This window comes from Virgibacillus sp. GM2-2, assembly GCF_055329585.1.
Window position 1 is genome coordinate 42,785 of the sequence record NZ_JBUZWC010000010.1, and the last position, 26,531, is coordinate 69,315.

A 26,531-nucleotide genomic window follows, 5' to 3' on the forward strand; every position below is an offset into this window, starting at 1 on the left:
GGGATTATGATGAAAAAGTATTGGAAACTGAGTGTAATTATTGTTTTGGTCGTATTTGGAATTGGTACATTTTTCGTAAATGGTGCAATGACTGCATCAACCTACCCGGAATTTTATATTAAAAAGATGAGTGGAAACGAAAAAGTTGTTGAAAATATTTCTCTAAATGGATCCTATGAAGTAGTGGAACAAGGAAGAGCAGGCAGTGGGTTAGAGATAACATCAAAAGGGACAGAATACCAAGTTGAAGAGATCTTTCTTAAGCAGCTACTTGGAACATACAACCCGAAAATTGAGTCATTACAGGAAAAGTACCGAGACTTTATGCGCAGGAAGTCTGTGCAGCTTCAACACTATTACGAAGATGACCAATTTCTCGTATATGCAGAGGTGGATTACGAAACTAGTTCTTTAAAGCCGGAAGACTTCAGACTCGAACTAGCTGTTTTGGATAAAAAAACCGATAAAACACGATCCTTTTCTGTTGAGGTTCCTAAAAATCAAAAAACCAATTATATGTTTGTAGAGGACGTCCAGTTGATAAACGGAAATATAAAAGTTCTTACAGAAACGCTCGTTCATGAGGAAGAAAGCTATATAAATGAGGAACATTTGTATACGATTGATCAATCAAAACAAAAGATAATTGATAGTGAGCTAGTGTATGTAGCGAAAGATTTCCAAAGTCAAGGTTCAACCCATGTGGATGTGAACATGGTTCCTGAATCGAACTATTTGGCACCTCACAATAAAATTGTATTTGTTAAATCGGAGACTAAACAGTTAATGCAATCCGAAGGTTCGACTGAAATGCCTGTGGAAAAAACAAAATTGGTTAATCTTAATGTTTATAATTTGGAAACAAATGAAATGGAAAAAATGGATGTTTCAAAAGAGATAAATAACTTAGGCTATCCAGATAGTTTTAATGGTACTAACATATATTTTTCAAAGTTAAATGAAAAAGAGTTTGTTGTTACCTCGCTCAATATCGAAACCAAGAAAACGAACGAACTTGTAAAAATGGAGCTTGAAAATGTGAAAAAGGAGGAAGGTTCATTTCTTAGCACGATAAAAAACGAGAAACTTTATGTATATATAAAAGGCAACTATGACGAAGGAAATGATCAGCTTAAGGTTTACGATCTAAAAAACGGTGAGTTGGTTTTCGAAGGAGAAGTAAGAACGAAAGATCCGTCAAAAAATGGTGCCCAAAAAAATGTTCATTTATATCATATGACTGTAAATTAAAGCAAGAAGCTGGTTCTGGAAAAAATCCGGTACCAGCTTCTTTCATTTAATATACCTCGAAATTCTGTCCAGTCTGCAATCCGCATACGCTTTTTTTAAACGCCAGTGCCACCCGACTGGCAGGTACCGCATCATACCCTTGAAAGTAGTCTTGAAGTCTCTCCCATGATTCTTGGACAGCATTGGGGCTGACACTATTGATTCGAATTCCACGAGGCATTTCGATAGCGGATGCTTTAACGAATGCTTTTACACCGCCATTTGCCATTGCAGCAGAAGCACCCTGCGGAATCGGATCATCCATCATAATCCCGGTCGTTAGTGTAAAACTACCATTGTCATTTACGTGATCTAACCCTAGTAGAACTAGGTTGATCTGTCCTTTAAGTTTACTTTTCACTCCTTTTTCGTTCCGTTCAGGTGTTAACTCGGTAAGTGGACTAAATGCTGCACCTCCAGCAGCGTTAATTACTGCATCCACACGTCCCACTTGTTCATACATATTTTTGATGCTATCAGGTGAGGTGATGTCTACGACCACATCTGAGCCATTCCGTCCTGCGCAAATTAAATCATGGTCATCTTCCAATTCTTTGAAAATATGTTTACCAATCGTTCCACTAGCACCGACAAGAAGTATTTTCATATTGACCAACCTTTCTATAGTATCTATCATTGATTTATTCCAAAAAAGGCGTATATTCTAGGTAGTATAAGAGTCCCTGTATTAAATTTATGTAACGTATTGAAATTTATGTATGAAAGGGGAACTTAAAATGATAGTTACCGAGCGCTTACAGTTAAGGAAAATGTGCATGGACGATGTTAATAATCTTGCAGAAATATTCACAGATCCTGTAGCCATGGCACAGTATCCATCTACGAAAAATAAAGAAGAAACGATGAAGTGGATTGAATGGACATTGGATAATTATCGGAGATTTGGCGTTGGCCTTTGGATTGTGGAGAATAAAGGGACTAGTGAGTTTTTAGGACAATGTGGCATTGTCCCGCAACAATTTAATGATGAAGTGAAGATGGAAATTGGATACTTATTTAAAAGATCGGTATGGGGAAATGGCTATGCAACGGAATCCGCTTTGGCTTGTAAAAAATATGGTTTTGAGGAAAACAATTATACAAAATTGATTTCGTTGATTGATTTAAATAATGAACCTTCCATAAAGGTCGCTGAACGAATTGGTATGAATCAGGAAGGCGTTGTTCATCGGTGGGATAAGGACATATTTCTGTATTCATGTACCAAATAAAAAAGGAGAATGCAATTTGGTGAAAGAATCTGTTGAAATAATGTGGAAAAATTACTTGCAAAGTCTACCTGAATCAGAAAGAGAGAGTAAAACGTATACATCCTGGGCTTTTGGTAGTGGTCCGGAAATGGCTGAAGAATTAGCGGAATTAGTAATTCGAGGTGAGAAAACAGCTACTTGTTCTTTGCATATATTTTATGAAACTGGTGAGGAAGAATTACCTTTTGTAGGCGAACTAAACATAATAACCGATTGGAATGGTGAGGCAGAAGCGATTACAGAAACCATTGATGTGCAAATTATTCCTTTTAATAAGGTTAGTGCAGAATTTGCTGCCAAAGAAGGTGAAGGAGATAAATCTTATACATATTGGCGACGTGTCCATGTGGAATTTTTTACGGAAGAATTGAAAGAGCTAGACAAAGTGTTTGACGAAAATATGTTAGTGGTTTGTGAGGAATTTAAGGTTGTATATAAAAATGGAGGAAAGCAGGTATAGACCTGTTTCCTCTATTTTTTCATCACTTATGGTTTTAAGCGGATCCGACGCTACAACTTTTGCCCGTAATACTTGTCCAATGAGAATCCACGTCCGAGAATTTCGGATGCGTTAAGGAAGATAACAAATGAAGTTGGCTCCTCTTCCTGTAGAAGTTTTTTCAAGCGAACGGCTTCCGCTTGTTCTGTCACACATAATAGCATTGTTTTATCTTCCTTAGAATAGCCGCCAACGGTCCGAATTTTTGTAAGGCTTCGGTCGATTTCATTTCGAATTAGTGCTTGGATCTGTTCTTCTTTTTCGGTAATAATTAGGATCAGCTTGGTAGATGATGTACGTAGCTGAACCCGATCAATTACTTTACTTGTTACATAAATACACATTAATGCAAATAGCGTTAGTTCTAAATTAAATACGATTATAGAAGAAATCACAACAGCGCCATCAACGATAAGCTGGGAATAGCCACTTGATAAGCCAGTGAATTTCTTTACGATCTGGGCAATCGCAGCAGTTCCACCAGTTGAACCATTGCCCTTATATACTGTTCCAAGACCAATTCCTAAAACAATTCCCCCATAAAGTGCACCTAAAAGCGGGTTAGTGATGGTATAAGGAATATCTGCAGATAACCAAATAATAAATGGCACCCAAAATGTACCTAGTAGCGTTTTCCAGCCAAAGTCATTACCAAGTAACAACCAACCAATAAAAAAAACAGGAATATTAATAAGAAATTGAGTATATGCAGGGCTAAGTTCATAAAGCTCAAATAAAATAGTACTTATACCAGAAATTCCACCTGCAGCTAGTTTAGCGGGTAATAGGAACATATTATATGATAATGCTACTAGTGTTGCTCCGACAATTACAAATATATATTCTTTTAAAGATTGATTCGTTTTTTGTTGATTTTTCATAGCTGTATTTTTCCTTTCTATGTATGGACGACTAGTATAGTGTAAGTTTGTTTCGTGTAACTGTCAATTTACCTCCGTATAAGAAAAGCGCAAGCGCCTTGAAAGACACAAACAGCATAAACAGAACGCTGCAGTGTGGTGTTTTTACCACACGGAAGTGGACTGCTTATGTGTCGAGTGCCTAGGCGCTGAAGCTGGACAGTTTTTATACATTCTTACCTTATAAGAAAAACTTCGGCGTTCGCAAAAGTCCTTAATAGCGAATGCCGAAGCTCTTTAATATGGTCTACCATAATTTCTGACGTTATAAAAAGAACCCCCTGCTGATGGAGGCTCTTAATTAAGGTTGCTATATCTGATACAAAGTGCTAAAATAGGAATACTGTTGACATTTTTAATTTTGACTATAAATATATCCATATATATTTTATCATATAAAATTAATTACGTCAACTATAAAAGTGAATTCGTAAAGGATGGGGTTGTTTTATGAGTCGGGAGATGGAAGATCGAGTTGCTGAACAGAGACGCGTAGATGATGTAGTACAGGAAATAGAAAGAAAAGAAGAATCATTAATTCAGAAGGCTCGTGTACTAAAGGACAACGTCGTTAAACTCAGAAAGAACTTTTGGGAGGATGTAACGGTAAACCTCGATGAACCTGATGATGTCATTGAGACACAAGCAAGTATAAAACAACAAGCAGAATTACTATCGGAAAAAGAAAGAGGTCATGGAAAAATTGCTCAACAGCTTAAAACGCTGGATCGATTAAAGGGTTCTCCTTACTTTGGGCGAATTGATTTTTTAGAAGACACCGAGAGCGCAGAAGATAGTATTTATATTGGAATAGCATCATTGATGAATCGTAATGATGAAAACTTTTTGATCTATGATTGGCGCGCCCCCATCTCAAGCATTTATTATGACTTTCCTCCTGGAAAAGCAAGTTATGAGACTGTAGATGGTTCGATTTCAGGGGAGATCACCTTAAAAAGACAGTTCATCATTAAGGACAAAACTATTAAAGGAATGTTTGATACAGGTGTGACAATACAAGATGAGCTTCTGCAAGAGGCCCTTGGAAATAACGCGAGTACCTCCATGAAAAATATTGTAGCAACTATACAAAAAGAACAAAATCAAATTATCCGAAACGAATCAAGTAAATATCTTATTGTGCAAGGGGTTGCAGGAAGTGGAAAAACATCGGCTGCTTTACAGCGAATTGCATATTTAATGTATCGTCATCGTGAATTGCTAAGCGGAGAAAATATTATGCTGTTTTCCCCGAATTGGCTGTTTTCTAGTTATGTAGCAAATGTCCTTCCCGAACTTGGAGAGGAAAATATGAAGCAAACTACTTTTTTGGAGTACCTGGAAGCTAAAGTAGGTTCGTCTATTACGATTGAATCTCCATTTGATCAAATGGAGTATGTGCTAACCGGATTGAATGACACGAATCATACATGTAAATTGGAAGGTATTCGTTTTAAATCAAGCATGGATTTTAAAAAAGTATTGGATGATTATATTTCCCATTTAAGTCATGATGGGTTGCTTTTTAAAAATATCATTTTTCGTAAAGAAGTACTTATTTCTAAAGAAAGGATACGTGATTTCTTTTATTCACTTGACCCAATCGGTACTCCGAATCGAATGGAACTCGTCTCTAAATGGTTACTCGATGAGTTAAGCAAAGCTCAACGAAAAGAACAGGAAAAGGATTGGGTATTAGACGAAATAGAATTAATGGATAAAGATGAATTCTTGAAAGCGTATAGACATGCACAAGATCAGGATGAGGAGTCATTAATAGAAGAAGAAAAATACTTGAGAAAAAAAGTAGTGAAAAAAAGGTTCTCATCGTTAAAGATACAAGTAAAAAAATTTGGATTTGTTAACGTTCTTGCGACATTCAGGAATCTATTCAATGGTTTCGAACATGCGGAAACTCCTAATAATTGGGAGGGAATATGTAAACAAACATTCAAAAATTTATCGAATAAACATTTATCTTGGGAAGATGCAACACCATTTGCGTATTTTAAAGGAAAAATAATTGGTGATGCCGAGAATCGGTCAATTCGTCATTTGATTATTGATGAGGCGCAGGATTATTCCGTATTTCAATATGCCTATCTACAGGAAGTATTTCCTTATACAAGAATGACCTTGTTAGGCGATTTCAATCAGGGAATCTATACACATGCAACACATGTAAATACATTTTTGCCGGAAGAAATGCGAGAAAGAATCGAAAGAATTAATTTAACAAAAAGTTATCGATCTACTAGACAAATTGTTGAGTTTACAAGGAGTTTTGCAGCAGAAGATGGCAAATTCATAGAACCTTTTAATCGTGACGGAAAATTACCCGTGCTTGCTGAGATAGATAATATTGTAGATAGAAATGAACGGTTGCTTACAACAGCAAAAAACTTACAAATCATTGGTCATGAAACAGTAGCGATTATCTGTAAAACATTAGAAGAATGTGATGTAATTTTCCAAACGTTAAATGGAAAGCTATTAGTTACAAAAATAGATGAAGAGACTCATTCCTTTCAAAAAGGAATACTAATTTTACCGGTTTATTGGGCAAAAGGTATTGAATTTGATGCAGTAATAATTCCTAACGCCTCCAATCGACATTATGTTAATGAATCCGAACGAAACCTTTTCTATACTGCTTGTACTAGGGCAATGCATGAACTAATCATGTTAACAATTAATGAACCCTGCATGTTTATTAAAGAAGCACCGTTGAACACATTTAGTCAGGAAAAAAGGAATTTTTGAATTGGTGTCGAAATGGAAACTAAGTAGAATCTGAAAAGGAGCGTTTGTATGAATCCGATTATAAATCAAATAGGAACAGTTTTTATTCCGGTTCGTGATATTGAAAAAGCTAGAAATTGGTATTGCGATATTTTAGGGTTGCCTGTAACAGAAGAGGTTTTATTTGGTCATTTATATGTGATACCTATGCAAGGAACGGGGATTGTTTTGGACAGTAAAATCTATCAGCCTGACCGTGTATTTCAGACTCCACCGTTTCATTTAGACACCTATGACATTGAAAAAGCGTTTGATTTCATGAAAGAAAAAGGGGTTGAAATCATTACGGAAATCGAACACAATCAGTGGTTCAATTTCAAGGATCCAGACGGAAATGTATTGATGGTTTGTGAATGTTAAGGGAAGGGGGGAGTTTCTTGCGTAATCATAGAGTAATATTTATTACAGGTGCGGCTCAAGGAATTGGTTTAGAAATTGGAAAAGTCTTTGCTGAAGAGGGCGATACGGTCATACTAAGTGACTTGGATGAAAAAGTAATTACGGTAGCCAAGGAACTAAGAATACAAGGTTTTGATATTGATGGAGTTGTATGTGATGTAACATCTGAGGATGAATTAACATCTTCATTGAACAAAACGGTTAAAAAGTATGGCAAGGTAGATGTGTTAATTAATAATGCAGGATTACAGCACGTAGCACCGTTGGAGGAGTTTCCAACCAAAAAGTTTGAGCAGTTAACAAAGATAATGCTAACTGCTCCATTTATTGCGATCAAACATGTCTTTCCTATGATGAAAAGCAACGGATTTGGACGAATCATTAACATGGCATCAATAAATGGCTTAGTTGGGTTTGCAGGAAAAGCTGCTTATAACAGTGCAAAGCATGGGGTGATTGGATTAACAAAAGTTGCTGCCCTTGAAGGAGCGGAGCACGGCATTACCGTAAATGCTATTTGCCCAGGATATGTAGACACACCGTTAGTACGGGGACAGCTAGAGAGTTTGGCTGAAACACGAAATGTTCCTCTAGAAAAGGTCTTAGAAGAAGTTATTTATCCGCTTGTTCCGCAAAAACGTTTGTTAGATACGAAAGAGATAGCAGATTATGTTTTATTTTTAGCAAGTGAAAAAGCGAGAGGTGTGACGGGGCAAGCCGTTGTACTGGACGGTGGATATACAGCGCAATAATGGTTACAAAATAAGTCAGAATTATGGTAAAATAACGATAATAATAAGTTCAGGGGGACATTTAAGATGGAGAAGACTTTTCCAATCTTTCAAACGAAATTCAAACCTCCTCAAGTAAAAAACGCAATCCTAAGACGTTCATCATTGGCAAAAAAGTTGCAAGACATTCCCCAATATCCACTAACGGTCATTCAATCCGGGCCAGGTTATGGAAAGAGTACAGCGCTTGCAGCTTACTTAAAAGATAGTGGCGTGACATATTGTTGGTTAAGCCTATCAAAGCAGGATGACGATATCATACCTTTCTTATATTACATCATCCATTCTATTCGATCACAATTCAGTAACTTTGGTGATCAATTATTGAAACGGTTGGAAAGTATTGTTGATGATGAAGAGGTAGGTTTACTTTGTGCTGAATTTGTAAATGAACTAACAACAACTGAAAAAGAAATCACTATCATTTTAGACGATTATCATTTAATAGCTCATTCCACTCGTATCGAGAGCTGGATGCTAAGTTTAATTGAGTATTTACCAGACACTGTTCACCTTGTATTGGCCAGTCGTACAAAACTCACCTGGGATCTCCTCAAAAAACTTCGGGTAAAAGGGGAAGTTTTGGAACTGAATGAATCTGATTTTACCTTCAGCCCAGCCGAGATAGAAGTTTTTATTTCCGATGCTTACCAGGAGGATCTTTCATCACGGCATGCCTCACTTATTTTTCAAAAAACGGAAGGATGGATTATGGCGATCCAAATGATTGGAACGCAATTAGCCAAGGGAGAAAATGTACATGCAATACTTGGTAATCGCACCGAAACATTAGAAGATTTATTCCAATTCCTCGCATTTGATGTTGTTTCTAAACAGACAGAAAAGGTACAATTGTTTCTATTAAAATCGAGTATATTTGAAGAATTGGACCCTGTTGTACTGGAAGATGTCCTAGAGATCCAGGAAGGGAAAAATTATCTCCAATTGATCGAACAAGAAAACCTTTTTTTAACTTCGCTCGAGGACAATCAATATCGTTATCATGCTTTATTTAGAGAGTTTTTAAGTAACAAACTGAAGCGTGAAGACCCCACATTGTATCGGAAGTTGCATCATAAAGCAGGAGTCTACTTTCAAGAAAATCACCATTATGAAGCGGCCATTCATCACTTTGAATTAATCGGGGAGTGGCATGCCTCTGCGAGAATACTAGACCATTATGGTCAGAACATGCTAGATTTAGGTTTGTTAGAGAGCCTGAAGGATAAAATTGCATCACTACCGATAGAATTGAAGAATAGCTTTCCTATGTTGTGGATCTATGAAGGGGATATAAATCGTTATCGATGTATATATGAAGAGGCTGTTGAATGTTACAAGTATGCCGAAGCAGCCAGTGAAACCGGCTATACAATCCAGCTATTGGCGTTACAAGGGATTGGCAGAATTTATCTAGATACAATACAGCCTGACAAGGCGGAATATTACCTAAAACGAGCCATAGCTATTCATCCTCATGCTAACATGACGAAAGATGAAACGATTCAATTGTACCGGCTAATGGCTGAGAATCTACTAAATGCTGGGCGTGCCAATGAAGCGGAAAAGTGGGTTTCAAAGGGAATTGACCTCTCCCATTCAACTTACTATAAAGAAAACTTAGAAGCTAGACTGTGGCTTAGGACTGGCAAATATGATCAAGCTCTATCCTTTTTACACCATCAATATGAGCATGAAAAAGAACAGAGGTTGCAGCAATCACATCGAGAGACAGTACTATTATTATCGCTTATTTATAGCTTTAAAGGTGAAGTTGACGAAGCAGTGAGTTATGCAGAAGATGGGATCGAGCAAGGTAAAACACATCTCGCTCCATTTACAGAAGCATGTGGTTGGATCCGCCTAGGACATGCACTGCAATTGTCGAAAATGGAAAATGAAATAGAGGCCGCTTCATGCTATAAAAAGGCTTTGCATCTAATGGACCGCGTGAATGTATCACGAGGAAAAGCGGAACCACTAATGGGTTTATGCCTGTTATATAGTATGAAAGGGAATTATGAACGGGCCACGTTTTATGCGGAACAAGCGCTGCGGGAGACCGATTTAGTACATGATGGATGGTTATCAGCATTGATCAAATTAAGCTGGGGGATTTCTAGTTATTACAAACAAGATATACCTCATGCGAAGCAGTTATTAGATGATTGTGTTTCCTTTTTTGAAACGTGTAACGATCAATATGGGCTAGCTGTATCCCTATTGTGGCAAATGATTATCTCCTATCAGGAAGACAATTGGAAGGTATTTGAACAGTCGAGTAGTCGCTGCTTTAATGTAACGCAAACGAACAATTATCATTTTCTGTTTGAACGTCGTACGCTGTTTGGACCATTCGATTTACAGGTGCTTTCACCAGTATTGCTTGAGGTTGAGAAACGGCAAATACATGTCGGGTATGTAACCGATTTGATTGCCAAGTTAGGTATACGTAAGAGTCCTACTCATCCAGGATATACATTGCGCATTCAAACATTAGGATCATTTACTATTTGGTTAGGTAATAGGAAATTAGATGAAAAAGATTGGCGAAGAGATAAGGCGAAGGAATTGTTTCAATTATTGTTATCAAAACGTGGAAAATTCACTACGCGTGAAGAAATTTTTCGTACGTTATGGCCGGATCAAGATGAGGCAGCTTCATCAGCGGGTTTAAAGGTCGCTATTAACGCGTTAAACAAAGTACTAGAACCAGATAGAAAAGCGAGATCAGTTCCATATTTTATTGAACGTCAAGCTACATCGTATCGACTTAATATGCAAACTGGAATTGAGTGGGATGTGTTAAATTTTGAACAATGGGTAAACGATGGCTTAAAAGAGGTTGACCGCAAACGTTCGATGAATTGGTTAAAAAAAGGTTTAGACTATTATAACGGGGACTACTTACCAGAACGCCACTATGAGGATTGGTGTATCAAGGAAAGGGAGCAAATTAAAACGCTATACCTAAGGGGAGCAGAGAAGCTCACACAAATGTACGTGAGTTTTGAGCAATATAGCGAAGCAATTGTTTGGTGTGAAACAATTTTGCAGCTTGATCCAAACTGGGAAGAAGCATATCGCTTATTGATGTTTTGCTATTACCAACAAAATAATCGTGCACAGGCTATCAAGTATTACCACATGTGTTGCGATCAACTAGAAACGGAAATTGGCGTAGGACCAATGCGTGCAACAAAACAAATGTATGAAATGATCCTAGAAACGAGTTAGTTTTATTAGAAAAGCGTAAGCGCCCGTTTAGCAACGTACAAACTGCGCCCACACAACGTGGGTGGTTCGATGTTGCACGCAAAGTGCGGTTTTAATCGAACTTCCTACCCTCTGAGATAAAGGAAACATGCCCCTGCAAAAGGGGTATGCCGACGTTGTGCGACAAGCACGGTTTTAGTCGACCTTCCTTTTTGTACGAACCGATGTTGACTTATCGCAGTGGAGGAGTGTGAAGTTTGATAGTTGCTGGGCGCTGGAGCTAGACAGCTTTTCTTTTATACTTTCTTTGCTTATTAGAAAAAACTCGGCATTCGCCTCGTCCTTAGCTAGTGCCGAAGTTTTTCTTATAATTCTAACTTATGCTTTCTGACGTTAAAACAACAAGAAACCAGCAGACGGTTTCCTTGTTGTTTTTTCTTTTGTCGAGAATGCGGTGTTCTTGATGAGGGGCTATATAATTCATAGTCTTATAGGAGGCAAAATCTAAAATACTGGCCAATTCTCGGAAATACAAGCGAGATTTCAGAAATACAAGCCAAGCTAACCAGTCGCCTCCGCTTTTATAATCACGTTGTAACTAATTTGTAACCGCTTTCTTTTATAACTAAAGTACACTTAAATAAGGGGGAAAGGTCAGTGAAAAAAACTCGAATTGGAATTATATTGATGTTTTTCGTTTTGGCATTATTTTTAGTAGCTTGTAACGGTTCAGAGGAAGCAAATGGCGGTGGAAATGATGGTGGGGAGAATGGCGAAAAAAGCCCAATTAAAATTGGGGTATTAGCTTCATTATCGGGAGCTTTAGAAGCTTACGGTGAACAAACGAAGCGTGGTTTTGAGCTGGGAATCGAGTACGCGACTGATGGAACAAATGAAATTAACGGACATCCGATTGAAGTAATTTATGAAGATACAGAAACAAAGCCTGAGGTAGCTGTACAGCGAGCAGTTTCATTATTAGAGGAAGAGGAAGTTGACTTCTTAGTGGGTTCTTCTAGTTCTGCAGACACATTGGCGGTTGTTCCGCTTGCAAAACAATATAAGAAAATCATGGTTGTTGAACCAGCAGTTGCAGATAGCATTACTGGTGAAAACTTTAATGAATACATTTTTAGAACTGCACGTAATTCCTCTCAGGATGCGTATGCAGCTGCGGCAGCAATTGCTGACGAAGGTGTAACCATTGCAACATTAGCACCTGACTATTCTTTTGGTAGAGATGGCGTTGCAGCATTTAAACAAGCGGCGGAAGAGCTTGGGGCAGAAATAGTTTTAGAAGAATATGCAGATCCAAATGCAACAGACTTTACAGCAAATATCCAAAAAATTATTGATGCAAAGCCTGATTACTTATTTGTTGTTTGGGCTGGAGCAAATACACCTTGGGGTCAATTACAGGATATGAATGTTCAAGGGCAAGGAATTAAGATTTCAACTGGGGCTCCAGATATTGCAGCATTAAAAACAATGGGAGCAGTAGTGGGAATGGAAGGATTTACAGTATACCATCACACGTTACCAGATAATGAGATTAATGATTGGTTAGTTGAAGAGCATAAGAAACGATTTGACGGAGAGGTACCAGATTTGTTTACACCTGGTGGGATGTCAGCAGCAATCGCAATTGTAAAAGCAATCGAGGAAGCTGGAGTAGATGCCTCTGGCGAAGATTATATTAAAACGATGGAAGGCATGTCATTTGAAACGCCAAAGGGTACGATGACGTTCCGAGAAGAAGATCATCAGGCATTGCAAACCATGTATCATATTAAATTACAGGAAAAAGAAGGATTTGATTATCCGGTCCCTGTTTTAATTGATGAATTATCTCCGGAACAAACAGCTCCACCTATTCGAAATTAACATGTTGTAAAGGAGCGGAATAGGAATGACATCTATTTTAGAAACAAAGGATTTATCTATTGCATTCGGCGGTCATAAGGCCGTCGATGCAGTTAATTTATCGGTGAAAGAAAATGAATTTAAATCGGTAGTCGGTCCAAATGGTGCCGGTAAAACTACGTTATTTAATTTAATTAGTGGTCAATTAAAACCTACAAAAGGTACTGTTCTTTTTAAAGGAAAAGATATCACAAGGCAGACAACGACGAAGCGAACACGACTAGGAATTGGTCGTTCGTTTCAGTTAACAAATGTGTTTCCGAACCTAACTGTGCTAGAGAATGTTCGTTTAGCAGTTCAAGCACAAGCAGGGATCAGGTACCAAATGTTTCGTCATTTTTCTTCCTATAAGGAATTTGACGTAAAAGCGCAAGAGCTTTTAGATACCGTATTATTGGATAACCAGGCATTAGCTCTTGCTAAAAATCTGGCTCATGGAGAAAAACGTAAGCTAGAAATTGCGATGTTACTTGCTCTTGAGACAGAACTTTTATTGCTTGATGAACCAACAGCTGGTATGTCGATAGAGGAAGTTCCAACAATTTTAGAAGTAATCAAAAAGATCAAAGATCAGCGTGATCGAACAATTCTATTGATTGAACACAAAATGGATATGGTACTAGATTTATCCGATAGTTTAATGGTTCTTCATAACGGAAAACTGCTAGCCGATGGCTCACCAGATGAAATAATGGAGAATGAAATGGTTCAATCTGCTTACCTGGGAGGTTTTTACGATGACGTTTCTTAAAGTAGATAATCTTCATACGTACATTGATCAATATCATATCCTCCAGGGTGTATCGTTTGAGGCAAGTAAAGGTGAGGTTACAGTATTGCTTGGCCGAAATGGAGCAGGAAAAACAACTACTTTACGAAGCATTATGGGATTTCATGATGTAAGAGATGGAGCTATTGAATATAAAGGTTCTTCTATTGAATCGTTGCCCACGTATGAAATTGCCAAGAAAGGAATTGGATATGTTCCAGAGGATCAAGGCATTTTTGGTGGACTAACAGTAAAAGAGAATCTAGATGTAGCAGTTCAAAAATATAACGATAAAACAAAAGAAAATCTAGACTATGTATTAAATTTATTTCCGGACTTAAAGACTTTTTATCACCAAAAAGGTGGCAGGTTAAGTGGTGGCCAAAAACAGATGCTTGCGATTGCAAAAGCATACGTAAATGACAACGAATTAGTTCTAATTGATGAACCAAGTAAAGGGCTTGCGCCAGTAGTAATCGAAAAAGTTATGCAGTCAATCATTGAAATGAAGGAAAGAACTACGGTTGTACTCGTTGAACAAAACTTTATGATGGCGAGTCAAATTGGCGATAACTATTACATTATTGATGAAGGGAAAACTGTAAACCACGGTACAATGAATGATTTGAAAAACGATGATTCACTACGGAAACAATATTTAGGCATAGCTTGATCTGTCTCTTGGTTACAAAAAATAATGAATTTTGTTGTTGCAACGCTCCTGCTTTCCTGAAAAATGAGAGTGAGGTTAATATTGGCGGACACCAAATCTGTTATTTGTATGAAATGGGGGTAAATGCGAATGTTCGTGGACACAGGATCCGTTATATTGAAAAAAATAGTGATTTCATCGTATTTTCACCTAAATAACGTATCCTGTGTCCTCTTACCCCATAAAACTTGATCTAAAAGTAAAAATAAGGGATTCTGTGTCCGCTACTGATCCGTCTTCGCCTCTACTATTCGAGAGGGAGAAGTATGTGGCAGTTTATACATTTGGTGAAAAACAACAATCATATAGGAAACAGCCAAAAAATAAGAAGGAGGGGACAGAAGAGTGGATACAATTATTAATTTAACTGTAAATGGGTTGTCAACTGGACTATTAATTTTCTTGTTGGCAGTTGGTTTAACGTTAATATTCGGTTTAATGGATGTATTAAATTTTGCTCACGGCGGACTATTCGCATGGGGAGCATTTTCAGGAATATGGACATATAACGCTACGGGAAGCTTCTGGTTAGGTATACTTGCTGCAATCGCTTCCGGTCTAGTATTAGGCTTTGCGATGGAGCGTTTCATCATTCAGCCGGTGTATGGTAATCATATCCGTCAAATACTTATTACACTTGGACTAATGCTCGTTTTAAGCGAGCTACTAAAGGTCGTTTTTGGGCCTGATCCAATTGCTGCAGCAACGCCACCTTATTTGGAAGGTAGTTGGACATTTGGCGGAATTATTTTAATAAAATATCGAATATTTATTATTGTTATTGGTCTATTAATTTTTGCCGGATTGATGTATTTACTAAACCGAACAAAAATCGGTTTGGTTGTACGTGCTGGGGTTATGGACAAGGAAATGGTAGAGGCTCTTGGAATTAATATTAAAAGGGTATTTATGCTTGTATTTATGTTTGGTGCAGCTTTAGCGGCATTAGGCGGTATGCTAATGGGATCCTACTCTAGTGTTATCTATGCTGAGATGGGGATGGAATATAACATTCTAGCATTCATTGTTGTGGTAATCGGTGGTATGGGAAGTGTACCAGGATCTGCTTTAGCAGCAATTTTAGTAGGGTTGCTAGGTGCTTATATGGCATATTATGTACCCGGGTTAGCAGTTGCTGTAAATATGTTATTGATGGTGTTTGTATTATTGTTCAGACCATCCGGATTATTCGGCGCAAAGGAGGATGTTAGATGAAAAAACTACAAAGTCTTCCTTCTAGGTGGAATGCGTTACTAATTCTGTGCTTTCTATTCCTTATCATTTTACCGTTCGTGTATGAATCGCATAGCCTGATGGTGTTACTAACGCAAGTATTTATATTTGCCGTATTTGCCATGAGCTATGACATATTACTAGGTTTTACGGGTATTGTTTCGTTTGGTCATGCGATGTTTTTCGGAATTGGGGCGTACGCAACAGCTATTTTCATGAAAAATTTTGAGCCGACCATCGGTACGATGCTCTTATCCATTTTGGCTGGTGCAGTGCTTGCCGCAATCGTCAGTTACATCGTAGGGATGTTGTCATTACGATTGAAAAGTCATTTTTATGCCATGCTAACACTTGCTTTTGCTCAATTATTTTTTATTTTAGCAGAACAGTGGAGAAGTCTAACGATGGGAAACGATGGATTTACCATTTTACTACCTACTATCTTCTACGATCGAACAAATTTATATCTTGCAGCACTTATCCTAATGGGTGTTGTCTACATGTTGTTAAGAAGGTTTACCCAATCACCGCTCGGAAAGGTGTTACAGGCCATTCGGGAAAATGAAAAGCGTGTAGAATCACTCGGGTACAAGGTTCTTCATTATAAAGTGATTGCTAGTATTGTAGCAGGAGTAGTTGCAAGTGTAAGTGGAGCAATGTATGTGTACACGTTGCGCTATGTAAATACATCTGTATTTGGAATTGAGCAAACGCTTGATGTATTACTAATGACCATAATAGGTGGGGTAGGCACATTGATTGGTGCAGTTGTTGGTTCTGGCTTAATCGAATTTGTGCATCATTGGTTAACAGAACTGTCGGATGTACATTGGATTTTTGAAAGATGGATTATCTTATTTGGGATTATCTATATTTTAGCGGTAATGTTTTTCCCGCAAGGTATTGTTGGGAGTATTCAAGAGAGACTTGGTAGACGTAAAGTAAATAATAGACTTCCAGTTGAAGAAAACTCCGAAGTTACAGAGGAAAAATCTTCTAAAGGAGCATAATTCGAAAAGCACAAGCGCCCGTTTAACAACGTACAAACTGCGCCCACGCAACGTGGGTGGTTCGATGTTGCACGCAAAGTGCGGTTTTAATCGAACTTCATTCTGAGATAAAGGAAACATGCCCCTGCAAAAGGGGTATGTCGACGTTGTGCGACAAGCACGGTTTTAGTCGACCTTCCTTTTTCGTACGAGCCGATGTTGACTTATCGCAGTGGAAGAGTGTGAAGTTTGCTAGTTGCTGGGCGCTGGAGCTAGACAGCTTCTCGTTTATACTTTCTTTGATAATAATAATGTTGGATAGATATGGAGGGGAATGGATTGTCAGTTGGAATTTTGAGCACAGGTATATATATTCCTCAAAATAAAATGACGAGTAAAGAACTTGCAGAGGTATCTGGTTTACCTGAAGACGTAGTAAGAACCAAATTAGGGATAAATGAGAAACCTATTCCTGGGGAAAATGACCATACGTGTGAAATGGGAATTCACGCTGCAAAAGATGCGATTAATAAAGCTGGAATTGATCCATTAGAAATTGATCTCATCATTTATATCGGTGAAGAACATAAGGAATATCCGGTTTGGACATCCGGTATTAAACTGCAAGAGGAGATTGGTGCTACGAACGCGTGGGCATTTGACACGGCATTACGATGCGGTACAACGGTAATGGCGTTAAAGGTTGCAAAGGATATGATGATTGCCGATCCCTCGATCCAGACTGTATTACTTGCAGGTGGTTACCGAAACGTTGATTTAATCGACTATTCTAATCCCAAAACACGTTTTATGTTTAATTTAGCAGCTGGTGGCGGAGCGATTCTCTTACAAAAAGACAGTGGGAAAAATGAAGTGTTGCAAAGTCACTTAATGACGGATGGAAGCTTTTCTGAAGATGTCGTAGTACCTGCCGGAGGAACAAAGCAACCCATTACTAGCGAAGCAATTGAACAGAAACAGCATTTCTTGGATGTCCCTGATCCAGCTGGTATGAAGGCGCGTTTAGAAAAAAAGTCGATGAAAAACTTTTTAAAGGTTATTCGCCATTCATTGGCGAAAAGTGGTTATAGTGACCAAGATATCGATTATTTAGGAATACTTCATATGAAAAAATCTGCCCATGACTTTGTTTTACGTGAATTAGGGTTATCTGAACAGCAATCTATCTATCTAGCAGATTATGGACACATTGGTCAGATCGATCAAATCCTTTCGCTGCAATTGGCTCTAGAAGAAGAGAAAGTGAAAAATGGCGATATCGTTGTACTAGTTAGTGCAGGAATTGGTTATGCATGGGGTGCTTCAACAATACGCTGGGGAACAAATTAAGGAGGTACATAATGCAAAAAGTAGAATTGAAATCGATCACACTTGCAAATGGTGAAACAATTGGATATCGAGAGCGGGAGGGTGGGGAAAAGTTACTTGTACTCGTCCATGGTAATATGACGTCCTCCAAGCATTGGGATGTGCTACTTGATGCGTTACCAGGTGATTATAAGGTTTTTGCGATTGACCTACGCGGCTTCGGAACATCGTCCTATCATAAACCAATAGCTACAATAAAAGATTTTTCGGAGGATTTATATCTATTTGTAAAAGAGCTTGATTTGAACGAATTTGCACTAATGGGCTGGTCGCTTGGTGGCACTGTAGCAATGCAATTTACTGCGGATCACACTGAATATGTTGAAAAATTGCTCTTGCTTGCTTCTGGGTCAACGCGTGGGTTTCCATTTATGGGTCTAGATAAAAATGGCGAGTTAACGAAACGGTTAACAACCATTGACGAGGTAAAACAAGATTATGTTCGTACAATTCCGATTCAAAAGGCTTACGATACAAAAGATAAAGAACTATTAAAAAATGTTTGGAATGCTGCGATTTATACGCATAACCAACCCACCACAGAGAAATATGACGAATACCTTGAGGATATGACGACACAGCGAAATCTTGCTGAGACATATCAGGCGCTAAATGTGTTTAATATCAGTGGAAAGGACAACGGATTTGGCCTTGGTAGTGGTGAAGTAAACAACATTCAAGTACCTACCCTCGTTTTATACGGTGAAAATGATTTAGTTGTAACAAAATCGATGACAGATGAAATTATAGAGGATTTATCAACCAATACAACCGTAGTCATGTTAAAGAATTGCGGACATTCACCTTTAATCGATGATATAGATCAGCTTGTTCAAAAGATTGATCAGTTTTTACAGGTGAAGGAAAGGAGAACAACATGAGATTAAATGGGAAGACAGCAGTAATCACTGGCAGTGGTAATGGTATCGGAAAAGAAACAGCACTAACTTTTGCAAAAGAAGGTGCAAACATCGTTATTGGTGAATTTAATCAAGAAGCAGGAGAAGCGACGGTAAATGCAATAGAAAAGCTTGGTGGGAAAGCAATTTTTCATAAAGTGGATGTAGCTAATCAGGCTCAAGTTGAAAAAATGATGAAGATTGCGCATGAAACCTTTGGGAGTATTGATATCTTAATTAATAATGCTGGTATTACGATGGATGGAATGTTGACAAAGCTTGACAGTGACGCATGGCAAAAGGTTATCGATGTCAACCTGAGTGGTGTTTTTTATTGCACCCAAGCAGCGATCCCTTACATGATTGACCAAGGTAGTGGAAAAATCATTAGTGCTTCTTCTGTAGTCGGTGTTTATGGGAACGTGGGTCAAACAAATTATGCTGCTACAAAAGCTGGCGTTATTGGGATGACAAAGACCTGGGCGAAGGAATTAGGACGCAAAGGAATAACTGTTAATGCCATTGCGCCAGGGTTTGTTCAAACGGATATGGTGGCAAAGGTACCTGAGCATGTATTGGAAAAGATGAAGGAAAAGGTTCCATTGAAACGATTGGGGGAACCATCAGATATTGCGAAGGCATATCTCTATCTTTCTTCAGAAGACGCAAATTATGTGAATGGAACAGTACTACATGTCGATGGTGGTATGGTTGTTTAACGTAATTGTGTAGGAAGGAGGGGTATGAATGAATTGGGAGACGAATTGGATTGAGGGAAGAAGTAGGATATCACCTAATAAAGAAGCTGTAATTGATGAAGCATCAGGTAAACGTTTTACTTATCTGCAATTGCAGGAACGTTCGAATAGCTTAGCGAAAGCATTACAGAATAAAGGTGTCAAAAAAGGTGATCGTGTAGCACTTTTATCGCCGAATCATATTAGTTATCTTGATTTATTATTTGCTTGCGGTAAAATTGGCGCAGTTTTTGTACCATTAAATTGGCGTCTATCCGCACCAGAGTTAGCTTACATTATTAACGATTGTCAACCAGTTTTGGTTGCTTTTCATAGTAAATTCGAAGCGCTTTGCGGACAATTAGAAGCTACATGTTTCATGAAAGTCAATAGTGTTGAATATGACGAAATAATTAGCAATAATGATGTGTTCACAGAAGAGATTGTGACGCCTCATGATCCGCTTGCTATCATCTATACTGGTGGAACGACAGGTAAACCAAAAGGAGTTGTATTAACACATCAATCCGTTAGCTGGAATGCACTAAATACAATTGTTAGCTGGGGATTAACAAGTGATGAGGTGACGTTAACCTATTTACCTATGTTTCATACAGGTGGGCTAAACGCCTTGACAATACCTGTATTAAAAATGGGTGGAACGGTTATTATCGGTCAGCAGTTCGATCCTGAACATACAATGGATTTGATTAATCATGAACAATGTACGATTATTTTACTTGTTCCAACCATGTATCACATGATGATTTGCAACCCTTTGTTTAAAAAAACAGCGTTTCCATCAATGAAAACATTTTTATCTGGTGGAGCTCCTTGTCCGCATTCCATTTATCAGGCTTTTCAAGATAAAGGTATTGCGTTTAAAGAGGGATACGGTCTTACAGAAGCAGGTCCAAATAATTTTTTTATTGAACCCAATGAGGCCATGGTGTATCCGGGATCGGTTGGAAAACCAATGATTTACAATAGTGTACGAATTATTAACGAATCCGGTCAAGAAACCGGTCCTGACGAGGCGGGAGAATTATTAATTCAAGGACGACATGTTTTTGATCATTATTGGAAAAACGAGTCCGCTACGAAAGATTCATTAGTTGATGGATGGCTACACACTGGTGACCTGGCTAGGAAAAACAAGAGCGGTTATCATTATATTCTAGGTCGGAAAAAAGATATGATTATCAGTGGTGGAGAAAATATTTTTCCAATCGAGGTTGAACAACGCATAGATGACCACCCAAATGTGAGTGAGGTTGCTGTGGTCGGGTTACCGCATGAAAAGTGGGGAGAAGTCGTCACTGCATTTGTTGTATTAAAAGATGATGAAGGAATAACCGAAGCGGAGTTAAAGGAACACTGTCAACACCGGCTTGGCAGTTATAAAATACCGAAAAAGTTTTTCTTTGTGGAGGAACTACCGAAAACGGACGTAGGTAAAATCGATAAAAAGGCCATTATACAAAAATATCGAGTAGTCACCTGAAGTGATTACTCGATATATTTATAACGTCATAAAGTATAAATTATGGTAGACCTTATAAAAAAAACTTCGGCATTCGCTATTAAAGCCGAGACGAATGCCGAGTTTTTTAATAGTAATTTGTTCAACACTGCTGCGAAATAGCGCAGTAACAGCTGATTATCGCGTGTTTGTAGCCTTAATTCGCGCAATAGCTGTTCAGATTCACGCGCAACTATAATAATTGCGCGAATTCTCTTGGATGTTGCGCGTTATCTTTAGATGATTGCGCTATTTGACAATGGGTTCGCGCGATTTTGTGACTAACTGTGTGTGATTTTTCCCATATAGTTTAAAAAGTAAAATCAACTGATTTCTTCTCGTGTTGTTCGTATTCCTTCATATATTTAATTCTTCGTTGTGCTGACGTTTGTGATACTTGCTCGTCTGCATGATACGATGAACGCACAAGTGGACCTGATTCGCAATGTTGAAATCCTTTCTTAAGAGCAATTTCCTTTAATTCAGCGAATTCATCTGGATGATAGTACCGTTCAACTTTCAAATGCTTCTTCGTAGGCTGTAAATACTGACCGATTGTCATAATATCCACATCGTGTGCTAGTAAATCATCCATCGCTTGCACAATTTCTTCTTTTTCTTCACCAAGCCCTACCATAATACTTGATTTTGTTGGTGTTTTAGGAGCAATTTCTTTTACACGCTGCAGTAACTGTAGGGATCGATCATACATCGCACGAGCACGAACCTTTTTCGTCAATCGGCGAACGGTTTCAATATTATGGTTAAAAATATCAGGTTCACTGTCCATCAAAGTATGTAAACTCTCATAGTCTCCCTTCATATCAGAAGGTAGGATTTCTATTGTGCAGCCAGGATTTTTACGACGAATTGCACGAACTGTTTCAGCGAAAACAGCTGCTCCCCCATCTTTTAAATCATCGCGGGCAACGGCAGTTACTACCGCATGCTTCAATCCCATAATTTCCACCGAATCAGCAACTCGTTCTGGTTCTCCCCAATCAAGTTCATTTGGTAAGCCAGTTTTCACTGCACAGAAGCGGCACCCTCGTGTACATGTGTCACCTAAAATCATGAATGTAGCAGTTTTTCGTTCACTCCAGCACTCGTGAATATTCGGACAACGTGCCTCTTCACAAACCGTGTTTAACTTTTTCTCACGCATTAATTTTTTGAGGCCAGTGTACGATTTATTCGTATTAATTTTTGTTTTTAACCACTCAGGTTTACGTATGTATTCTTCTTGTTTTGTCATCGATCACACACTCCTTTGATGAAATAGATTCCATTTTTCCTGACTGTACTTTGTTTCTGCTAATTCCGTAACTTCTTCCCATTGAATATCGGATAACTCTAATGGCACAAAGTGCATATTTAATTCTGTTTGAAAGCCTTTTTGAAAAGCTAATTTTAAATCAGGGTAAGTATGTTGTTTCTTTGTTATTTCATTTATAGTAGTTGCTTTGGTTGAAAATGCATTTCTCTTTCTTTCACGTATTTTTTCATTAGGGAAGTTAAATAGATCAAAAAGCATTTTTTTATTCATGCTCATTGGAATGGATCCATGTTGCAATAGAACACCATGCTTTCGTGTTTGCGCGTTTCCGGATATTTTTTTTCCATCCACAACCATTTCGTAAAAGGCAGGTTTCTCGAAACAGACTTCTGTTCGTTCTGCTTTTCTTTCCGGAGTGGCGTAGTCTGCAACGATTCCTAATTGTTTATATCCTTCCAATATCCCTTTTGATAAAACATAATAAGCTTCTTGAATGGAGGTTGGAATATAATCTTTCTTCTCTGAAACGACAATGCTATACGTCAGTTCGTCATCGTGTAACACTGCACTCCCGCCAGTTAATCGTCGTACGAATTCACAGCCGTGCTTTTGAACATTGATAAAATCAATAGCCTTTCCTGCTTTCTGGAAATGGCCGATGGAAAGACTAGGTTTTGACCAACCATAAAATCGTAATGTTGGAGGAATTTCCCCTTTACTATGCCAGTTAAGTAATGCTTCATCCATCGCCATGTTTATAGCAGCACTATTGTGGCCTGTATCAAGAACACCCCATGTTTCATTCACTTTCTTCACCTCCTAGAAAGGTCAATTGAAATTTTATTTTACACTGATATAAAATTATAAGATTTAAGGATATCAGTATAAGGCAACTAAGGCTTTCGCCAGAAAAGCTTGGCGATAAGCCAAGTTTTCTAATAAAAAAAACTGCAACCTACTGTTGGGGTGCAGTCTAATTTATTCAAAAGCTAATTGTTTGTACATAGACTACACTTCCCCACGCTAGAATTATCTAGTTCGGGTGTAAGGGTCAGAAAATGTATATAATTCTTCTCAGCCAAGAAAAGCTCCCCTAGTGCGGTAAAATACTATGCAGTTTTCTATTGTCTATCTTATCGACTTAAAGATAGAATGTAAAGGTTTAACAAAATTAGTTTACAATTCGGGCTAAATACCTTATCAGATAAACTTTTTGTCGAAAAATTCCCCGAAAGTACTATAAATTACCCTATATGATTAGAAGGTAGGCCTGTGTAAAATGTCTCAAAAATCCTTTATTAAAAGGATTTTTGAGCCTATAAGAAAAAATAACGAAATTCAGATGATACTGTCGTATTTTGGTTCTTTAATCCCTAAAATGTAACAAAATGGTACTATTTATTCGTTTTCTGAAAGTTTGGAAATAACTATAGGAATCTCGCAATATTTTTGCTATTGTGAATATAGACGGTCCGTAGAATTCTAAATGTCTTACAAGATTGGCCAATCCACTAACAAACGAAAGGGATGGGTGATGGATATTGAAGAAGAAAAATTTTAAGAAAACAATGACTGGCACTGCACTCGCGATAAGTTTAGCTTTAACGGGGGTAACAGGTACTGTTAGTGCAGAAGAAGCGGGTAACAAAGTGCTTCAAGATATGAAATCTATGACAAAGTCCAACTTTGATGTGGTTTGGAACAAAGACAAAAAGGTTCCAACATTTGTATCTGGGAATCTTTCAGAGAAAGCTGTTAAAGGAGTTGGACAAGTTAAGCAATATTTGGAGGACAACAAAGAACTTTACAAAATGGATCCAGACTCTGATCTTACATTTCTCCAAAAATCTACTGATGACCTTGGCATGACACACTACGAATTCACACAGTCTGTCGATGGTGTTCCGGTTTATGGTGCTAAATTTGCCGTTCATACGAACGAAAAAGGAATTGTCTCTGCGGTAACAGGTACTGTACATCCAGAAGCTACGAAAGATTTGGGCAAAAATCTTAAGGCAGACTTATCTAAAAATGATGCAATTGATAAAGCATGGAAATCAATCGATCTAACAAAAAAAGAAACAAAAGCTAAGAAAGCAGATAAAAAAGCATTAAAGAAATCTAGCAAACTAGATAAATCAGATGTGAAGAATACAGCAGAAAAAGCAGAGCTTGTCGTGTATTCAAAAGATGGGTCAAGCCATTTAGCTTATCATATCGAACTTCAATTTATTTTCCCTGAACCTGGAAACTGGCAAATATTCGTTGATGCAAACGATGGTTCCATAATAGATTCCTATAATGCTGTTACGGAAGCTGGAGCTGCAAATGGATATGGGTATGGCGTTCTTGGCGACTACAAGGAATTAAACACGTATTTATCAAATGGATATTATTTCTTATATGATGTGACAAATCCAATGCGTGGTGTAATCGAAACGTTTACTGCTGAAAACGGTACTTCCCTGCCTGGATATCGTTCATCTGACAGTAATAATGCTTTTACTAGTTCCTATCAAGGTGCTGCAGTAGATGCGCATGCATATGCTGACCAAACGTATGATTATTTCTACAATACTTTTGGTCGAAATAGTTATGATGGTAATGGAGCAACCATTCGCTCAACTGTTCACTACGGATCCAACTACAATAATGCATTCTGGAATGGACAACAGATGGTGTATGGTGATGGAGATGGAACAACTTTTGCTCCATTATCAGGGGCATTGGATATCGTAGCACATGAGTTAACACATGCCGTTACAGACTATTCAGCTAATCTAGTTTACCAGGACCAACCTGGTGCATTAAATGAATCTATGTCTGATGTATTTTCAGTATTCGTAGAACGTGAGGATTATCTACTTGGAGAAGACGCATACACACCGTATAAAAGTGGAGATGCTTTAAGAAGTCTTTCTAACCCTCCAGCATATGGACAACCAGGTCATATGAATGATTATGTTTATACCAATCAGGATAATGGCGGTGTTCATATAAATAGTGGAATTCCAAATAAGGCTGGCTACTTAACCATTGAGAGTATTGGTGTAGCAAAAGCGGAACAAATATACTACCGTGCATTAACTGTCTATCTTGGACCATACAGCAACTTTAGTGATGCACGTGCAGCACTTCTGCAATCTGCAGCTGATTACTATGGCTATGGTTCAGAATATAATGCCGTAGCTAATGCTTGGAGTAACGTAGGAGTTTACTAGGATTATAGAAATATAATTAAAATAATGCCGGCGATTGTCGGCATTATTTTTTTCTATTACTGGTTGCATGTAATCAACAGGGAGTGAATCAAAAATGAATGATAATGCTAAACCAAATGATACAAACGAGCAACATCAAAATGAAACATCTTCTGGCGGTGGTATCATAGCCGGAAGCTTAGAAACTTCACTACAGGTAAAGGAGGGGCATGCACTCTTCCGGGTGAAAAACCAAACAGAACAAGTAAAGGAACTAGCTTTTAAAAGTGTAAATGAGTTTGAATATGAAATTAGGTACGGTAATGGTGAGGTTGTTTTTGAAAAGTTGCTGGGTAAGGGTAGCGAGGTAACGTTGAAACAAGCAGAAGAACTAGTATATGAAATTGACTTGCCCAACGAATTATGCGAAGGAACGTATGTGTTAACAGCAACTCTTCATGCTAAATCTAAATTGAAAGCTAAAACGACATTTACAATTAGAGAGTAAAGACGCCAGCTTGCTAGATTATAGTGGGCTGGTTTTTTCATGGGACATAAAATTTGGATTTGGAGACATTTTTTTTATTCAGTTGGTGAACAGTGTTTTTCGCGGACAGACGATCCGTTATTTTGCTAAAATAGTTCAAAATGAACATGTTTGTTGACACCAGATATCTTATTTCACATAAATCCC

The 26,531-nt window shown here is 38.0% G+C and carries 22 protein-coding genes and 1 riboswitch; of the genes, 18 read left to right on the forward strand and 4 right to left on the reverse strand.

Annotation, left to right across the window (positions count from 1 at the left end):
* Nucleotides 1-9: 9 nt before the first annotated feature.
* On the forward strand, nucleotides 10-1,251 hold the full coding sequence (locus ACY9Z2_RS12560; RefSeq protein WP_463609998.1) for a hypothetical protein: 1,242 nt from the start codon (nucleotides 10-12) through the stop codon (nucleotides 1,249-1,251).
* Nucleotides 1,252-1,297: 46 nt separating this feature from the next.
* Here ACY9Z2_RS12560 and ACY9Z2_RS12565 read toward each other — a convergent pair whose 3' ends face one another.
* Nucleotides 1,298-1,897, reverse strand: a complete 600-nt coding sequence (locus ACY9Z2_RS12565; RefSeq protein ID WP_463609999.1) for a short chain dehydrogenase — start codon at nucleotides 1,895-1,897, stop codon at nucleotides 1,298-1,300.
* 130 nt (nucleotides 1,898-2,027) lie between these two features.
* Here ACY9Z2_RS12565 and ACY9Z2_RS12570 point away from each other — a divergent pair, with 130 nt between their 5' ends.
* Together ACY9Z2_RS12570 and ACY9Z2_RS12575 are read left to right on the forward strand one after the other, a co-directional pair.
* Nucleotides 2,028-2,522, forward strand: coding sequence for a GNAT family N-acetyltransferase (locus tag ACY9Z2_RS12570; RefSeq protein ID WP_463610000.1), 495 nt, complete (start codon nucleotides 2,028-2,030; stop codon nucleotides 2,520-2,522).
* A gap of 19 nt (nucleotides 2,523-2,541) precedes the next feature.
* A complete protein-coding gene (locus ACY9Z2_RS12575; protein WP_463610080.1) occupies nucleotides 2,542-3,021 on the forward strand; it encodes an ASCH domain-containing protein in 480 nt (159 codons plus the stop codon).
* A 50-nt stretch (nucleotides 3,022-3,071) separates the two neighbouring features.
* On the opposite strand, the gene ACY9Z2_RS12580 is transcribed toward ACY9Z2_RS12575, so the two are convergent.
* A complete protein-coding gene (locus ACY9Z2_RS12580) occupies nucleotides 3,072-3,941 on the reverse strand; it encodes a YitT family protein (RefSeq protein WP_463610001.1) in 870 nt (289 codons plus the stop codon).
* Between the two features lie 489 nt (nucleotides 3,942-4,430).
* On the opposite strand from ACY9Z2_RS12580, the gene helD reads away from it, so the two are divergent.
* The 13 genes from helD (at nucleotide 4,431) to ACY9Z2_RS12645 (ending at nucleotide 21,343) form a co-directional block, all read left to right on the forward strand.
* Entirely contained in the window at nucleotides 4,431-6,743 is a 2,313-nt protein-coding gene (helD, locus tag ACY9Z2_RS12585; RefSeq protein ID WP_463610002.1) for an RNA polymerase recycling motor HelD, read from the forward strand.
* A gap of 48 nt (nucleotides 6,744-6,791) precedes the next feature.
* Nucleotides 6,792-7,142: a VOC family protein gene (locus ACY9Z2_RS12590; protein WP_463610003.1), complete on the forward strand. Its 351-nt coding sequence runs from the start codon at nucleotides 6,792-6,794 to the stop codon at nucleotides 7,140-7,142.
* A gap of 17 nt (nucleotides 7,143-7,159) precedes the next feature.
* Nucleotides 7,160-7,933, forward strand: a complete 774-nt coding sequence (locus ACY9Z2_RS12595; RefSeq protein ID WP_463610004.1) for a 3-hydroxybutyrate dehydrogenase — start codon at nucleotides 7,160-7,162, stop codon at nucleotides 7,931-7,933.
* Between the two features lie 66 nt (nucleotides 7,934-7,999).
* Nucleotides 8,000-11,209: an AfsR/SARP family transcriptional regulator gene (locus ACY9Z2_RS12600; RefSeq protein WP_463610005.1), complete on the forward strand. Its 3,210-nt coding sequence runs from the start codon at nucleotides 8,000-8,002 to the stop codon at nucleotides 11,207-11,209.
* Nucleotides 11,210-11,875: 666 nt separating this feature from the next.
* Complete coding sequence (locus tag ACY9Z2_RS12605) at nucleotides 11,876-13,072, forward strand: substrate-binding domain-containing protein (RefSeq protein WP_463610081.1); 1,197 nt, start codon at nucleotides 11,876-11,878, stop codon at nucleotides 13,070-13,072.
* Nucleotides 13,073-13,097: 25 nt separating this feature from the next.
* Nucleotides 13,098-13,862, forward strand: coding sequence for an ABC transporter ATP-binding protein (locus ACY9Z2_RS12610; protein ID WP_463610006.1), 765 nt, complete (start codon nucleotides 13,098-13,100; stop codon nucleotides 13,860-13,862).
* Entirely contained in the window at nucleotides 13,849-14,553 is a 705-nt protein-coding gene (locus ACY9Z2_RS12615; RefSeq protein ID WP_463610007.1) for an ABC transporter ATP-binding protein, read from the forward strand. Before ACY9Z2_RS12610 ends, ACY9Z2_RS12615 begins: the two co-directional genes overlap by 14 nt.
* 384 nt (nucleotides 14,554-14,937) lie before the next feature.
* On the forward strand, nucleotides 14,938-15,807 hold the full coding sequence (locus ACY9Z2_RS12620; protein ID WP_463610008.1) for a branched-chain amino acid ABC transporter permease: 870 nt from the start codon (nucleotides 14,938-14,940) through the stop codon (nucleotides 15,805-15,807).
* Nucleotides 15,804-16,835 (forward strand): branched-chain amino acid ABC transporter permease, encoded by a 1,032-nt coding sequence (locus tag ACY9Z2_RS12625; RefSeq protein WP_463610009.1) that lies wholly within the window; start codon nucleotides 15,804-15,806, stop codon nucleotides 16,833-16,835. The genes ACY9Z2_RS12620 and ACY9Z2_RS12625 overlap by 4 nt, the downstream gene beginning before the upstream one ends.
* A gap of 318 nt (nucleotides 16,836-17,153) precedes the next feature.
* Nucleotides 17,154-18,164: a 3-oxoacyl-ACP synthase gene (locus tag ACY9Z2_RS12630; protein ID WP_463610010.1), complete on the forward strand. Its 1,011-nt coding sequence runs from the start codon at nucleotides 17,154-17,156 to the stop codon at nucleotides 18,162-18,164.
* An 11-nt stretch (nucleotides 18,165-18,175) separates the two neighbouring features.
* A complete protein-coding gene (gene phaZ / locus ACY9Z2_RS12635; RefSeq protein WP_463610011.1) occupies nucleotides 18,176-19,084 on the forward strand; it encodes an intracellular short-chain-length polyhydroxyalkanoate depolymerase in 909 nt (302 codons plus the stop codon).
* Nucleotides 19,081-19,821 (forward strand): 3-oxoacyl-ACP reductase FabG, encoded by a 741-nt coding sequence (gene fabG / locus ACY9Z2_RS12640; protein WP_463610012.1) that lies wholly within the window; start codon nucleotides 19,081-19,083, stop codon nucleotides 19,819-19,821. Before phaZ ends, fabG begins: the two co-directional genes overlap by 4 nt.
* A 28-nt stretch (nucleotides 19,822-19,849) precedes the next feature.
* Nucleotides 19,850-21,343, forward strand: coding sequence for an acyl-CoA synthetase (locus ACY9Z2_RS12645; protein ID WP_463610013.1), 1,494 nt, complete (start codon nucleotides 19,850-19,852; stop codon nucleotides 21,341-21,343).
* Nucleotides 21,344-21,671: 328 nt separating this feature from the next.
* On the opposite strand, the gene lipA is transcribed toward ACY9Z2_RS12645, so the two are convergent.
* Entirely contained in the window at nucleotides 21,672-22,616 is a 945-nt protein-coding gene (lipA, locus tag ACY9Z2_RS12650) for a lipoyl synthase (RefSeq protein WP_463610014.1), read from the reverse strand.
* Nucleotides 22,617-22,619: 3 nt separating this feature from the next.
* Complete coding sequence (locus ACY9Z2_RS12655) at nucleotides 22,620-23,444, reverse strand: lipoate--protein ligase family protein (protein WP_463610015.1); 825 nt, start codon at nucleotides 23,442-23,444, stop codon at nucleotides 22,620-22,622.
* Nucleotides 23,445-23,635: 191 nt separating this feature from the next.
* Nucleotides 23,636-23,742, reverse strand: a riboswitch (TPP riboswitch).
* A 463-nt stretch (nucleotides 23,743-24,205) separates the two neighbouring features.
* Here ACY9Z2_RS12655 and ACY9Z2_RS12660 point away from each other — a divergent pair.
* Both ACY9Z2_RS12660 and ACY9Z2_RS12665 read left to right on the forward strand, forming a co-directional pair.
* Nucleotides 24,206-25,858: a M4 family metallopeptidase gene (locus ACY9Z2_RS12660; protein ID WP_463610082.1), complete on the forward strand. Its 1,653-nt coding sequence runs from the start codon at nucleotides 24,206-24,208 to the stop codon at nucleotides 25,856-25,858.
* A gap of 94 nt (nucleotides 25,859-25,952) precedes the next feature.
* Nucleotides 25,953-26,345 (forward strand): BsuPI-related putative proteinase inhibitor, encoded by a 393-nt coding sequence (locus tag ACY9Z2_RS12665; protein WP_463610016.1) that lies wholly within the window; start codon nucleotides 25,953-25,955, stop codon nucleotides 26,343-26,345.
* Nucleotides 26,346-26,531 lie beyond the last annotated feature (186 nt).